Raw genomic sequence first — 14,053 nt, forward strand, 5'->3', positions numbered from 1 at the left:
ACTCCACTGCCCAAAAGCGCCATTATGCATGGCCATTCAGGCAGTCCCGGACACCCCAGGACGGTAGCGGCCAAACAACGGGCGCTGCACCGTCTGCGCCAGCAGCACGCCCAGCAGCGAGATACCGCCGCCGACCAGGTGATACATATGCATGCTTTCGTGCAGCCAGACGATGGCCAGCAAGGCCGTCAGCAAAGGCAACAGGTTGACGTAGATGCTGCAGCGGTTCGGCCCCAGCAGTTTGACGCCTTCGATCCACAGGTAAGACAGCACGATGGACGAGCCGATGCCCGCATAGCCGATCAGGGGCAAGGTGGTGGCGTCCAGCCTGGCGCTACCGGGCGGCAACAGCAGGAACAGCGGCAGCATGCACGCCAGGGCCGCCAGCGCCTGGCAATAAATGGCTTGCCAGGCGGGAATCGTTAAACGCCAACGGCGCAGCAGCACGCCGTACAGGGCGAAGATCAGGCAGGCCAGCAGCATCAGCGCGTCACCCGCATGCACGCCCTGCTGCAGCAAGGCCAGCATATCGCCGCGCCCAACCAGGTACAGCAAGCCGCAAAACGACAGCACGCCGCCGGCCGCCATACCCAGCGTCAGGCGCTCGCCCAGCAGCAGCACGCTGAGCAGGGCCGTCATCAGCGGCGCCAGCGCCGTGACGATGGCCATGTTCGTCGCCGTCGTCGATTCGGCGGCGCGATAGGACAGGCTCTGGAACAGCGCCATCGACATCACTCCGCACAGGGCCAGCTGCCACCACTGGCGCCGGATGGCGGCGCGGTTGCGCCACAGGGGGAGAATGATAAACGGCGTCATCACCAGCAAGACCAGCACCAGGCGATAAAAAGTGATGGCCGTGGGGGCGATGCTGGATGCGGCCAGCTTCGAGACGACGACGTTGCCGGCCCACAGCAGCATGGCCAGAAACGGATACAGATAGGCGCGCACAGGCATGCGAGGCTCCATAAATCATTGCGGGGGAACCATCATGCCGCAGGCGCGTCGCGTCTTCTCGCGCTAAGATGTCCATTCCTATCGCAAAACTGACCTTATTTGATGGATTGTTCCTCCGCCGCCTTTCAGGAATTGCTGCCCGTCACGGCGCGCGCCATGGCGCTGGCCGTCGACTATGCGCATGGCCATGTGATTTCCGTGCACCGCCACACGCATGCGCAATTGCTGTACGCCATCGAGGGCGTGATGACCATCGAAGCGCAGGGCGGGCGCTGGGTGGTGCCGCCCACGCGCGGCGTATGGCTGCAGCCCGGCATCGCGCACCAGGTGCGCATGAGCGGCGCGGTCAAAATGCGCACCGTCTTCATCGATTGCGCCAGCTCACCGCTGCTGCCGCGCCACAGCTGCGTGCTCGACATCAGCCCCCTGCTGCGGCAACTGATCGTGGCAGCCGTCGACATCGCGCCCGATTTCACGCAAGGCAGCCGCGACTGGCACCTGCTGCAACTGCTGTTGCACGAACTAAACAGCCTGCCCGTGCTGCCCCTGTATTTGCCCTTACCAGTGGATGCGCGCCTGCGCGGCATTTGCGCGCGGCTGATGGCACAACCGGGAGAGCAAGTGACGGTGGCGCACTGGGCGCAGGAACTGTCCATCACCGAGCGCAGCCTGCACCGGCTGTTCCAGAAACAGACGGGCATGCGCTTTGGCCAGTGGCGCCAGCAAGCCCGTTTGCTGCGAGCGCTGGAACAATTGGCGCACGGCAGCAAGGTCATCGACGTGGCCATGGACAACGGCTACACCAGCCAGAGTGCGTTTACGGCCATGTTCAAGAAACATTTCGGCACCACGCCCACCGCGTTTTACCAGGCTAAAGTCATCGCTGCATAAAAAAAAATGCTGCTATGCATCAATAATCATGGGCGAGAGTCACCTCTCTTGTTATCATCGCAAGCCTTATCGCAGCGCGCCCATCCTGGCAGCGATGTTGACCTCAATCACACCACCATGACACAGAATTTCTTCCAGACATTTATCCTGCTCTTGCTCGTCACCGATCCGTTCGGCAACGTTTCCCTGTTCGTCAATGCCCTGAAGCGGGTACCCATCGAGCGGCGCTGGAAAGTCGTGGTGCGCGAATGCATGATCGCCTTCGGCATCTTGCTGCTATTCATGTTCTTCGGCCGCCACTTCCTGAACGCCTTGCAATTGTCGGAAGTGGCGCTGCGCATCGGCGGCGGTGTGATTTTGTTCCTGATCGCCATGCGCATGGTGTTCCCACAACCGAACGCGGGCAATAGCGACCACGAGATGGCCGGCGAACCGTTCATCGTGCCGCTGGCCATCCCCGCGCTGGCCGGCCCGTCGGCCCTGGCCACCGTGCTGCTGTTTTCCTCGCATGAAGTCAATGAAGTGATCGCCCACGTCGCGGGGCTGACGGCCGTGGCCGTCGTCTGGCTGGCCGTCTTCCTGTGCGCCGAACGCTTGCAGCGGGCGCTCGGTCCACGGGTCATGACGGCGTTCGAACGCCTGATGGGCTTGATCCTGACGGCGATGGCCATTGAAATGTTGTTGGCCGGCATACGCGCATTTTTGAAGTCTGTATAAAATAGCCTTTCATTCATTCACGGAGGTTTGTCCATGAGCCGTTGCGCCCACATTTGCCTGATGGCCGATTACAACCAGTGGATGAATGCCAAGGTCTACGCGGCGGCGGCCAGCCTGCCGCCCGGCGAGCTGCAGCGCGAGCGGGGCGCCTTTTTTGGCTCCCTGCTGGCCACCCTGAACCACGTGATGGTGGGCGACACCCTGTGGCTGCAGCGCTATGCAAAACATCCGGCCGGCTTTCCCCTGCTCGACCCCATCCGCGCCATCACGCCGCCCGCCTCGCTCACGCACCCGCTGTTCGCGGCCGAGGATTTTGCCGCCATGCATGCGCACCGGCTGTGGCTGGACCAGCTCATCATCGACTGGGCCGCCTCCATCCGCGAAGAAGACCTGGACCATTTGCTCGATTACCGCAACAGCAAGGGGCCGAACCGGCGCGAATTCTTCAGCCTGCTCATGCATTTCTTCAATCACCAGACGCACCACCGGGGCCAGGCCAGCACCCTGCTGTCGCAAACCGGTGTCGACCTGGGCGATACCGACCTGCTGTTCCGCATTCCCAACCATCTCTGAGGAATTCCGGGAAAGTATTATATATATGTTGATACCTGATAAAAATCAGGCAAGTTAACAGAAATATCCGGTTATAAAATATATTTTCGGATTACATGAATCATTCGAACTTTGCAAGCACTTTAAGGCAATAGTGCGGTGAATTCGTAGCGTGCGCGATATCAATTCCTCATCGAATGCGTTACCATGACGTTTGTTCCCCATCGGCAGCAATCTTTATCCCACTCGGCGACCTGTTTGCCAGCCAATTTGGTGACCAGTGGACAGGAAAGCCAACCCAGCAGCCTCGTCCCGGCAGTATGGCGACAGTACCTGATCAAGCCCTCTCCCGGGCCAATCCGAACGACGTTCGGCGAAGCAAACTTTCCATAAGCAGATTGGTGTCCGCTTTGTTTGCAAAGAATGGATTCTTTGACGTATGAAAAACAAATTTTTGAAGTTATCCCGCCGGCACAAACAGATGATAGCGGCTGGTGCCGACCTCGTCTGCCTGCCAATAATGTTCTACTTTGCGCTGTTCCTGCATTTCGACAGCCTGAGCATGGCACTCCTCATCGAATACAAATGGCCGGCTTTTGCCGCGGCCATCACCGCCGTGCCAATCTTTATCAAACTGGGCCTGTACCGCGCCGTAGTGCGCTATATCGACCAGAAGATCATTTCCACAGTGGTGCTGGGTAGCACGCTGTCGGTACTCATGTTGGCCATCATCGTACATATCCTGCAGCCGGGGCATTTATCGCTGCCCCCTTTCCTGATCTACTGGGTCACCTCCATCATCTACGTACTGGCCAGTCGCTATACCGCGCGCGGCTATTTCGTCGGTTTGCGCGAGCGCTCCAACAAGACCCGCGTTGCCATCTATGGCGCAGGCAAGGCAGGCAGCATGCTGGCCAATGCCTTGAAGCCAAGCAGCGAATACCTGCCCGTCATCTTTATCGATGATTCCGCACAACGGCAAAATACCACCATCCACGGCATTAAGGTCTATCCGGCGAAGCAGATTGAACAATTGGCAAAAAGCATGCGCATCAGCACCGTGCTGCTGGCACTACCGTCGATCTCGCGTCGCGAGCAACGCAAAATCCTCGACCGCCTGTCGACCCTGCAACTGAAGATCAAGGTCACGCCATCGATCACCAGCCTGGTCAAGGGTATTGCCCGCGTCGAAGACGTGCGCCAAATCGAAATCGAAGACTTGCTCAGCCGCGACCCGGTCGCGCCCGATCCGAAGCTCTTATCGGTATGCATCCACGGCAAGGCCGTCCTGGTCAGCGGCGCCGGCGGCTCGATCGGCTCCGAACTGTGCCGTCAGATCGTTGCCCTGAATCCGAAGCGACTGGTATTGCTCGATATTTCAGAATATGCGCTGTATACAATCGAACAGGAATTGCGCGGCTACTGCGCCAGCCATGAACTCGACATCGAACTGGTCGCCTGCATCGGTTCCGTGCTCGACACGGAAAAATGCCAGCGCCTGATGCACACGTTCGAGATCCACACGGTGTACCACGCGGCAGCCTACAAGCACGTGCCGCTGGTCGAACACAATCCCATCGAAGGCATCCAGAACAATGTCTTCGGCACGCTCAGCCTGGCCAAGGCGGCCGTTGCCGCCCGCGTCAAGTGTTTCGTCCTGGTATCAACCGACAAGGCCGTGCGCCCAACCAACGTAATGGGCGCCACCAAGCGCCTGGCCGAACTGGTGCTGCAGGCATTCGCCCGCCAGGGCGGCGGCACGCGCTTCTCGATGGTACGTTTCGGCAATGTGCTTGGCTCCTCGGGTTCCGTGGTGCCGCTGTTCCGCAGGCAAATCGCCGGCGGCGGCCCGATTACCCTGACCCATCCGGATATCACCCGTTACTTCATGACCATTCCGGAGGCGGCACAACTGGTGCTACAAGCCGGCTCGATGGGCACCGGTGGCGACGTCTTCGTGCTCGACATGGGCGAACCGGTGCGCATCGTCGACCTGGCGGTACGCATGGTGCACCTGAGTGGCCAGGAAGTGCTCAGCCCTTCCACGCCAGACGGCAAGATCGAAATCCGCTATGTCGGCCTGCGTCCCGGTGAAAAACTGTACGAAGAATTACTCATAGGAAACAACGTAACCGGTACCGAACATCCCTTGATCATGCGCGCCCAGGAATCGGAAATCGACTGGCCCTTCCTCGACATCATGCTCAAGCAACTCAACGACGCCTGCCAGCGCTTCGACCACGCGGCAATCCGTGCCCAGTTGCTGAAAATGGTCAGCGAGTACCGGCCCGCATCGGAGATCGCCGATACCATCTGGCAACAGGTTCAGGTGGACGAAATCAAGATCAGGAATAACGTGACCATATCAAGCTAAGCGGGTGAAACCTGAGAGTGCTTGGTAGTGCACTGAACCCCAGACATGGCTACCATGTTTGGGGTTTTTTTTGCGCCAATGGCAAGCCATCAGCGCTTCAATAGTATGAACGCGTTCAGATACGGAGCGGCCGATGATCCAGGCATGCGTCCCGCACGCGTCGCTCGCAAACGAAAAAGGCTGAGTCCTGGAATACAGAACCCAGCCCTATGTAGCTTAACGGCATTGGCTTAACAACATGATTATCTGACGCTCCGGCAAGATTCGCCTAGCGCTGGATCAATGGGTGATACCGTCCCGGCGTACGACTTTCAAGACCGTCAGGAAAACAATTTTGATATCCAGCCAGAGCGAGCGCTGCTTCAAATAATAGGCGTCGAGTTGCACCTTCACGTCCAGCGGCAACTCATCACGGCCATTGACCTGGGCCCAGCCAGTCAGTCCGGGCGGAATGCTGTGCACGCCCTGGGCCGTACGCAGGGCGATCAAATCGTGCTGGTTATACAGCGCCGGCCTTGGTCCAACGACACTCATGTCGCCACGCAGGATACACCATAGCTGTGGCAATTCATCGAGGCTGCTCTTGCGCAGAAAACCACCGACCGGCGTCAGGAATTGATCGGGATCATTCAGCAGATGCGTCGCCACGACAGGCGTATCGACACGCATCGTACGCAACTTGGGCATGGAAAAAAGCGCGTTATTACGTCCGACACGGTTTGACCAATACAGGGCGGGACCCTTCGAAGTCAGCTTCACCACGATGACGAGAAGCGCAAACGGCACGGCGAAAACCAGCATCGCCATGCCGACACAAAGTAAATCCAAGAAACGTTTCATTTTTTACCACTACGATCAAAGGCTTTGAAATAGGCGACACTTTCGGCAATGGCTGCCTGCTGGCTAACAAGCGGATGCCAGTCCAAAGTTGCCTGCGTCGCGCCGATGTCGACTTGCAAGGAGTCAAGCAAACGGTCTGCCACGGCGCGCTTGCCCAGCAAGGCAGCGCCGAGGCGCATCCAGGCCGGCGGTACGGGCAGCAGCAACGCTGTCTTGCCCATCGCCGTAGCGATCATCTTGGCCAACTCGGCGATCCCCAGATCCGCGCCGTCAGACACCATGAATGTACCGCCTGGAGCACGCGCGTGGTGCGTACACACAATGAGCAAGTCCACCAGGTTATCCAGCGCGACCATGCTGCGCGCATTGCGAACCCGCCCAAAAGGCAAAGGCAAGCCCCGTTCGACCAGGCGCATCAAATTGAGGAAATTCGCCTTGACGCCAGGCCCATAAACCAGCGGAGGACGCACGATCGCCACCTCCAGGCAACCTGTCGCCGCCAGAGCCGCCAGGCCGCGCTCGGCTTCCAGCTTCGACTGGCCATACGGGTCGCACGGCATGGGCACATCGGCCGCGCTGAACGGCCGGTCCGTGGTCGCCTCGCCATTCACTTTGACGCTGCTGACGAAGACAAAGCGCCTGACTCCGTGTCGCATCGCCTGTGCCGCCAGATTCAGGGTAGCATCGACATTCACGCTGCGATACGCGCGCATGGGATCCTGCTCGCGGTCCGCCATCACGTGTACGCGCGCGGCCAGATGGATGACAGCATCACAGCCCTGCAGCGCGGTGCTCCAGTCGGTATCGGGACCGATATCGCCCACGTTCATCTGTCCCGCTTGCGCCCCGCTGCGCACGGCAGCGATGACCTCGTCGCCGCGCGCGCGCAGCGCCTTGCACAAAGCGACGCCGACAAAGCCAGCAGCCCCTGTTACCAATACTTTTGCCATCAGTCTGCCACCATCATCAATTCCTGATAAATCTCCAGCGTGTCCGCCACAACCTTCTCCTCAGAAAACTCCTGTAATACCATTTGTCTACCGGCCGCGCCCATGGCCTGGCGCGTGGCGGTATCGGACAGCAATGTCGCCATCGCCTTGGCCAATGCAGCAACATCGCGCACCTCGACCAGCAAGCCATTTTCGCCATGGCGCACGATTTCACGGCAGCCGGGAACGTCGGTGGCAACAATTGCGCGTCCGCAAGCGGCCGCCTCGAGCAAGGCCTTGGGCAAACCCTCGCGGTACGAAGGCAGGCACACCAGGGTAGCGCTGCGGTATACGGCAGGCATGTCGTCGCGACGGCCATGCCACTCCACCGTGCCGCTATCGACCCAATCCTTCAAGCTGGCAGGTGGCACGGAGGCCGGATTGCATTCATCGGTCCCACCCACCAGCGCAAAGCGTGCCTGCACGCCCTGCGCCTTGAGCAGCCTGGCGGCCTCGACGAACTCGACGACTCCCTTGTCCGTCAACATACGGGCCGGTAGCACTACCAGCGGCGTACCCTCCGGCTCCGGCACGACGTCAAATACCCGCACGTCAACGCCGGCGCCGCGGATCAGGCGGATATTCTCACGCGCGATCGCCGCGCCATTGACCATGAGTTCACAATCGTCGGGATTTTGCAGGATCAGCAAACTGCCTCGGCGGTTCAACAAGGAGCGGAAACCTGCCAGGACGCCGGCACGCAAACGGCCGCGCTTGCCTGACGTATCGCTGAAAATGGCCCCCATGCCGCCAAGCGCGTTGACGACTCGTGGAATGCGCAGCAATTTTGCCAGCAGGCTACCGTAGAGGACGGGCTTGATGGCAACCTGATGCACGATATCCGGACGCACCTGCCAATAAATTTTCAACAAGCCGCACAGGGCCTTGAACTCGGCCAGCAAGCCCGTCGAACCCCGATTCAGTTTCCACGGATACAGCTTGATGCCAGCCTGGCGAATCACCTCGGCATGGCTACTGACGTTGGTGGCGATCGACACCTCCATGCCGGCGGCAATGGCCGCGACAGCGAGCGGCAGTCGATGCGAAACAAAATACCAATCTTCGGTCACCACAAACAACAGCTTGGTCCGCGCCGCGGCATGTGGCGCCTTCACCTGCCGGCTCGCCTGCCCGGATTGACGGGGCGAGGTACCATCCCCATCAAGAAATTTCCTGGCGCCCTCGGCAGACGCGGGCTTCGCTTGTTCATCTATCATTATCTATTCCATCAATCTGCCGGTCCCGTCTGCGCCTATGGCGACACGGTTTCAGCATGCTTTCTGGCAATTCATTGAATGCCAATACTCTATTCATTTTCACTGCGCTTCCAGCCAGGCCTGGAACATCAACACATCCCACAGATGGGCTTCCCAATTGCGCTGCCCCGACAGATGGTCGGCCCATTTTTGTCGAATTGGCAAGGGATCGAAAAAACCCTCGCGACGCAGCCGGGACTCGTCCAGCAACGCCTCGGCCCAGTCGCGCAAGGGACCGCGCAGCCACTTGCCGATTGGTACGCCAAAACCCATTTTCGGCCGCTCGATCAAGGCCCTTGGCACGTGCCGGTACAACACCTCGCGCAAGGCCCACTTGGTCTGGCCATCGCGCAGCTTCATCGATTGCGGCAGGCTCCAGGCAAACTCCACCACCCTATGGTCGAGGAACGGTACGCGCGTTTCCAATGAAACACCCATCGCGGCGCGGTCGACCTTGGCCATGATATCGTCCGGCAGATAGCTGAGCATATCGAGCGCCATCATGCGCTGTACCCGGTCCAGGCCGTCGAGAGAAGGCGCGGCGCCGGTCAGCAGGGTAGCCGGCTCGCTGCCGCCGATGACGACAGCCGCCGGGTCGAGCCAATGCGATACCAGGTTCAAATACAGCGCGTCGCAAGAAGCGCTGGCCAATACGCCGGCGCCCTTGTGCAGCTTGTCGCCGACGTTGGCGAATGGCACGGCGCCAGGCACGACACGACGGACCGCGCCGGCGACCTTGTTCCAGGCCGCCGGCGACACTGCCGTCAAGCCCTTCGCCGCCAGGCGACGCAATGGAACAGGAGCGGCGGAAAGCTTGCCCCACAGTCTATTCGTCAACTGATAGCGGTTATAGCCGCACAGCAACTCATCACCGGCATCGCCGGACAAGGCCACCGTCACATGCTCCTTGGCCAGTTGCGAGACGAGGAAGGTCGGAATCTGCGACGAATCGGAAAACGGTTCGTCATACAACTGCGGCAGCCGTGGAATTACGGCCATGGCTTGCTCTGCCGTCACATACAGTTCGGTATGGTCGGTCCCCAGATGCCGGGCTACCGCTTTTGCATGCTCAGCCTCGTTGTAGCCGGCCTCGTGAAAGCCGATGGTAAAAGTCTTGACTGGCCGCGCCGATTGCGCCTGCATCAGTGCCACTACGGTGGACGAATCGACACCACCGGAAAGAAAGGCGCCCAATGGCACATCGGCCATCATTTGCTGCCGGATAGCATCCTTGAGCAAGACTTCCAGCGCATCGACACCTTGCTCCGGCGTACCTTTGAACGGCGCAGCGACGCCAGCCTCGGCTATCCCGGCACCGGACCAATACGTACTTAACTGCGGTTCACGTTGCTTCAATGATATTGTCAGCAAGCAACCTGGCGGCAGTTTGGCGATACCTTCATAAATCGAGTAAGGCGCGGGAATATAGTTGTGCCGCAGCTGCAGACAGAGTGCGCCGCGGTTGACGCGGTTTTCGAACGCCGGATGCACGCGCAAGGCCTTCAGTTCGGAGCCAAACATGAAGACCGCGCCGCTACCCTGCCCCTGCCAGCCGTAATATAGCGGCTTTTCGCCGATGCGGTCGCGCGCCAGGGTCAAGGTGGCAGTCTGCCGGTCCCATATCGCCATGGCGAACATGCCGATGGCGCGCACCAGCGTTTCGCGGATGCCCCAGGCATCGAAGCCCGCCAGCAAGGTTTCCGTATCCGAATGGCCGCGCCAAGCTGGCGCCACCCCACTTTTTTCCAGCTCCTGGCGCAGCAACAGATGGTTGTATATTTCGCCATTGAAAGCGACCACATAACGGCCGGCGGCCGACGGCATGGGCTGATGGCCGGCCGGCGACAAGTCGACGATGGCCAGGCGACGGTGCCCGAGGCCGATACCCTGCTCTGCATCGCTCCAATAGCCTTCATCATCCGGGCCGCGAAGGGCAATGGTGTCCGCCATGCGCTTAAGCAGGGGAACATATACGCCACCATCGTGAGAAACAGGAGAGCCGAAGAAACCTACAAATCCACACATCAGTGAATACTTTCATTTGCAACGCGTTGATAGACTGCCTCGAAACGATCCCGGGCGCGCATTATTGTAAACTCTGCAACAATTCTTTGCCTAGCCATCTGTCCCTGCGCATGCAGAACATCGGCTTCCAGCGTCAGCAACTGCCCCAGCCCAAGTGCCAAGGCTGAAGAATCTTCCTTAGGAACAACAACACCGGTATCCGCCACCAGCATGGCCGCATCCCCCACGTCGGTCACGACACAGGGCACGCCCATCGCCATGGCCTCGCCCACGACATTCGGGAAGCCTTCGGTACGGGACGACAGGCCAAATATATCCATTGCCGACAGGCAGACAGCCACGTCGGCGCGCTCACCGAGCAACACAAAGCGATCTGCGCAGCCGGTCTGCTGAATCCAGTGCATCAGGACAGCATTGTCGCTGGTGAGTTCACGGCCCACCATCAGGAAGCGCACCTCGGGGTGGTCCTGCGCCACCAAGCCAGCAGCGCGCACGAAATTAGCGTGATCCTTGGCAGGATTGAAACGTCCCAGCGTGCCAACGACAACGTGCGTATCGTCAAAGCCGCACATCTGACGCAATCCGACACGCTGCTCCGGCGTGGCGACCAGTCGCGTCAGATCAAAGCCATTCGGCACCACCGTCATGCGCGTGGCATCGTAGCCAACCGTAATATGGGCACGGCGCGAGGCATCGGCGGCACACACGATGGTGTGTGGAATCTTGCTGGATAGCCAGGCGCACACCTTTCTAACCAGGGTTGTGGCGCGTGAACCGCCAGCCTGCACGTCGGTGGTTCGTATCCCCCAGATAATGTTTCTATTACCCGCCAAGCGCGCAGCAATACCGCCGAGCAGGTCGGCATGATACATCCAGGTTTGTACAATATCTGGACGATCATTCTTAATCATACGCATCAACTGCCAAATAATACGAGGTATATCGAACAGGGAACGCATGTTCAAGTAATACACATCAAAGCCCAACTTTTTCAATTGAGCACCAACCGTGCCAAGGGTCGTAAGCGAAATAATACTGTGACCATAACCACTGTTGCCAAAATGCGATTCAACCAAACGTTTGAGCATTAGCTCTGCGCCACCAACGTTTAGGCCTACAATAATGTGAAATATTTTCATTACCAAACATTAAAAATTATATGTAAATACTCTAAAGACGACCAACCATCAAAAATTAACAACTTGTCTACTTGATCCCATAAAAGAACGACAAAAAATTACTATCTAGATGAAACATTTCATTCGAAAATACTTTATAAGACTTACCTATGCACAACGAAAAATAGCGCATATTCTGCAGCATAAATTTCAAAAACTGGCGAGAAATTTAACAACCTAAAAACCATTGGAAATTCATCAAAGGCTGCGAATATATTTTTTAATATCAAAAATCTTAATTTTATACTTAAAGAAACTCAAACCATAAATGATTAATGAAGGCCCGAAAACCCAAGACCAAATAAAAAAACGATCATGATATGGCAAAAGTGAAGTCGGAATACATAGTGAATTCAAGATCAAATAAAATCGAAATAATGGAAGAACCAAAAGTCTCTTTATTGATATTTTCAACAATCCAAAAAAACTAAAAGCAATTGGCAATATTATAAATACTATGCTAACCAATAGAAAAGGAAGCTTGAAGCCAATAGTATAGTCATTACTTGGGTCAGTATTCAACACCTCGAGTGAAGCCAAATTCAATCCAGACTTTTCGTAAAAAAATGAACCAATCAGGCCTGGAATATTGAAGACATAAAGAACATTCAATATGCACCACATATAGAATGCGCCCAGGCCCCTAACGGCATACATTAAAATAACAGAGAATATTATGAAAATTGCAGAATAATGAAAAAAAGCGGCGAGGAAAGATAGAAAAATAAAATTCCCTAATTTTACGAACCTAAAATCAATAAAAGACAAGTAGAAAAATGCCACGGCAGTAGCTACCCCCTGCCTAATAACAACTCCTGAAACTGAACCAAATGGAGGGAAAAAAATATAGAATATTAAAACTAAAGAAAAAACCAATAAAACATCTTTATTTAACGATATACAAAACAATAAAAATGAATAAAAAACCAAAAATTTAATAAACCAAACAAACCCAGAAAACGAAAAAAACAAACTGGAAAATTTGGCAAAAATTACAAACCCTGGCTCATAAACAATAATATTTTCCCATAGCCCTTGCGTCTGCAATTTGTACCAAAATTGCTGATAATTATATAGGTCCGTAACAGGTTGAACCTGTATGGGAAAGGCTATAGAAAATATAATAAAAACAACCGCAATAATAATAAGTAAAAATATATGCATCGACATCCGAATTTCGGACCTACGTAGATGCGAATCTTGCGGAGCGGAGGCTATCACTTCAACCACCCCTTTGATTTCATTATGGCTAAGGGATAAAGAAAAACACAACAAGCCTTGAGTGCTGGACTAAGTTCTGACAATGCCTGGGAAAAGCGAGTCCCGGCATTGATATTGTGCCTCAAATAACTTGCAATGATTCTGGCACCATAAAGCGGATTATACTTAAAATAAGGCCAATATATCATCATTACCTTCTTAATAGCCTCAGCCTTGGCTACTGGATAACTTATCTTCATACTTCTATTATTCGAATAGGAAGTTGCAAGGCCAGTATCATATACACGAAAAATATCGTTCACATATACGTACCTGAATTTTTCAGAAATATTTGCCCATACAAATCCATTCGTATATCCGGGTTTCATTAATTCAAAAAAAGGCTTTATTACTGCCAATTTCGAAAACTGAAATAACTCACAAGTGATTCCTTGCTTAAATCTAATCTCCGGCTCGTTCGCAACCAGCTGATCAGAATCAAATTTTCTCCCAATCAATTTTCCATTTTCATCAATACATCTACCGCAGATACCTGCAATATCTTCAAATTTCCCATATTTTTCAATATAAGCTGCTGCCTTTTCCATAGTATTGGAAGGCAACTGGTCATCATGATCTAATAATCCGACATAAATTCCAGAAGCAATAGAACATCCAATTAAAGTAGATTTTGAGCCGAAATGATTATCTTCAAAAAAATGTGTTACGACCCTAAATGGTGCTTCTTTAGCGATTCTTTCAATAAGCTGTTTTGTTAATCCCGCATCAGTTGACGCATCATCAACAAGTATCCATTCGAAATTGGTATATGATTGATTTAAAAGACTCTGATAAGTCGCCCACAATGTATTTGTACTATTGTAGCACGATGTAATTATACTAAATAATGGAGCCACACTCTCCCCCTCACAAAAATAATACTTTTACCATATTAATTACTTTGCAATTTAAATCGCAAAATAAATAAATAGCAAAAAATTAGAAACATTCGTCAAAGCTTAAAATAAACTATGATAAGAATTTCTTTCCTATTAATTAAAAATTGAAATTAACCTT

11 protein-coding genes are annotated in these 14,053 nt (G+C 55.0%); 4 read left to right on the forward strand and 7 right to left on the reverse strand.

The window, feature by feature from the left end:
• Positions 1–36: 36 nt before the first annotated feature.
• A complete protein-coding gene (locus C8C92_RS00200; RefSeq protein ID WP_116742707.1) occupies positions 37–954 on the reverse strand; it encodes a DMT family transporter in 918 nt (305 codons plus the stop codon).
• Between the two features lie 102 nt (positions 955–1,056).
• On the opposite strand from C8C92_RS00200, the gene C8C92_RS00205 reads away from it, so the two are divergent.
• The 4 genes from C8C92_RS00205 to C8C92_RS00220 all read left to right on the forward strand — a co-directional run bounded on the left by C8C92_RS00205 (position 1,057) and on the right by C8C92_RS00220 (position 5,488).
• On the forward strand, positions 1,057–1,845 hold the full coding sequence (locus tag C8C92_RS00205; protein WP_116742708.1) for a helix-turn-helix transcriptional regulator: 789 nt from the start codon (positions 1,057–1,059) through the stop codon (positions 1,843–1,845).
• A 117-nt stretch (positions 1,846–1,962) separates the two neighbouring features.
• Complete coding sequence (locus C8C92_RS00210) at positions 1,963–2,562, forward strand: MarC family protein (protein ID WP_099764369.1); 600 nt, start codon at positions 1,963–1,965, stop codon at positions 2,560–2,562.
• Between the two features lie 33 nt (positions 2,563–2,595).
• A complete protein-coding gene (locus C8C92_RS00215; protein WP_099761738.1) occupies positions 2,596–3,135 on the forward strand; it encodes a DinB family protein in 540 nt (179 codons plus the stop codon).
• Positions 3,136–3,595: 460 nt separating this feature from the next.
• Positions 3,596–5,488 carry a nucleoside-diphosphate sugar epimerase/dehydratase gene (locus tag C8C92_RS00220; RefSeq protein ID WP_243420064.1) on the forward strand — a complete coding sequence of 631 codons (1,893 nt, stop codon included), beginning with the start codon at positions 3,596–3,598 and terminating at the stop codon, positions 5,486–5,488.
• 279 nt (positions 5,489–5,767) lie between these two features.
• On the opposite strand, the gene C8C92_RS00225 is transcribed toward C8C92_RS00220, so the two are convergent.
• The 6 genes from C8C92_RS00225 to C8C92_RS00255 form a co-directional block, all read right to left on the reverse strand.
• Positions 5,768–6,328 (reverse strand): sugar transferase, encoded by a 561-nt coding sequence (locus tag C8C92_RS00225; protein WP_099761731.1) that lies wholly within the window; start codon positions 6,326–6,328, stop codon positions 5,768–5,770.
• Complete coding sequence (locus tag C8C92_RS00230; protein ID WP_099761729.1) at positions 6,325–7,278, reverse strand: SDR family oxidoreductase; 954 nt, start codon at positions 7,276–7,278, stop codon at positions 6,325–6,327. Before C8C92_RS00230 ends, C8C92_RS00225 begins: the two co-directional genes overlap by 4 nt.
• Positions 7,278–8,534 carry a glycosyltransferase family 4 protein gene (locus tag C8C92_RS00235; RefSeq protein WP_116742709.1) on the reverse strand — a complete coding sequence of 419 codons (1,257 nt, stop codon included), beginning with the start codon at positions 8,532–8,534 and terminating at the stop codon, positions 7,278–7,280. The genes C8C92_RS00230 and C8C92_RS00235 overlap by 1 nt, the downstream gene beginning before the upstream one ends.
• A gap of 99 nt (positions 8,535–8,633) precedes the next feature.
• On the reverse strand, positions 8,634–10,598 hold the full coding sequence (gene asnB / locus C8C92_RS00240; protein WP_099761723.1) for an asparagine synthase (glutamine-hydrolyzing): 1,965 nt from the start codon (positions 10,596–10,598) through the stop codon (positions 8,634–8,636).
• A complete protein-coding gene (locus C8C92_RS00245) occupies positions 10,598–11,737 on the reverse strand; it encodes a glycosyltransferase (protein WP_116742710.1) in 1,140 nt (379 codons plus the stop codon). The genes asnB and C8C92_RS00245 overlap by 1 nt, the downstream gene beginning before the upstream one ends.
• A gap of 1,256 nt (positions 11,738–12,993) precedes the next feature.
• Positions 12,994–13,893, reverse strand: a complete 900-nt coding sequence (locus tag C8C92_RS00255; RefSeq protein ID WP_116742712.1) for a glycosyltransferase — start codon at positions 13,891–13,893, stop codon at positions 12,994–12,996.
• Positions 13,894–14,053: the final 160 nt, after the last annotated feature.

This window comes from Janthinobacterium sp. 78, assembly GCF_003096775.1.
Lineage (GTDB): Bacteria > Pseudomonadota > Gammaproteobacteria > Burkholderiales > Burkholderiaceae_D > Janthinobacterium > Janthinobacterium tructae.

Coding starts and splice junctions, on each gene's coding strand:
- C8C92_RS00215 (WP_099761738.1), top strand. CDS start 2,596: ATGAGCCGTTGCGCCCACATTTGCCTGATGGCCGATTACAACCAGTGG.
- C8C92_RS00225 (WP_099761731.1), bottom strand. CDS start 6,328: ATGAAACGTTTCTTGGATTTACTTTGTGTCGGCATGGCGATGCTGGTT.
- C8C92_RS00245 (WP_116742710.1), bottom strand. CDS start 11,737: ATGAAAATATTTCACATTATTGTAGGCCTAAACGTTGGTGGCGCAGAG.
- C8C92_RS00230 (WP_099761729.1), bottom strand. CDS start 7,278: ATGGCAAAAGTATTGGTAACAGGGGCTGCTGGCTTTGTCGGCGTCGCT.
- C8C92_RS00210 (WP_099764369.1), top strand. CDS start 1,963: ATGACACAGAATTTCTTCCAGACATTTATCCTGCTCTTGCTCGTCACC.
- C8C92_RS00220 (WP_243420064.1), top strand. CDS start 3,596: ATGATAGCGGCTGGTGCCGACCTCGTCTGCCTGCCAATAATGTTCTAC.
- C8C92_RS00205 (WP_116742708.1), top strand. CDS start 1,057: ATGGATTGTTCCTCCGCCGCCTTTCAGGAATTGCTGCCCGTCACGGCG.
- C8C92_RS00200 (WP_116742707.1), bottom strand. CDS start 954: ATGCCTGTGCGCGCCTATCTGTATCCGTTTCTGGCCATGCTGCTGTGG.
- asnB (WP_099761723.1), bottom strand. CDS start 10,598: ATGTGTGGATTTGTAGGTTTCTTCGGCTCTCCTGTTTCTCACGATGGT.
- C8C92_RS00235 (WP_116742709.1), bottom strand. CDS start 8,534: ATGATAGATGAACAAGCGAAGCCCGCGTCTGCCGAGGGCGCCAGGAAA.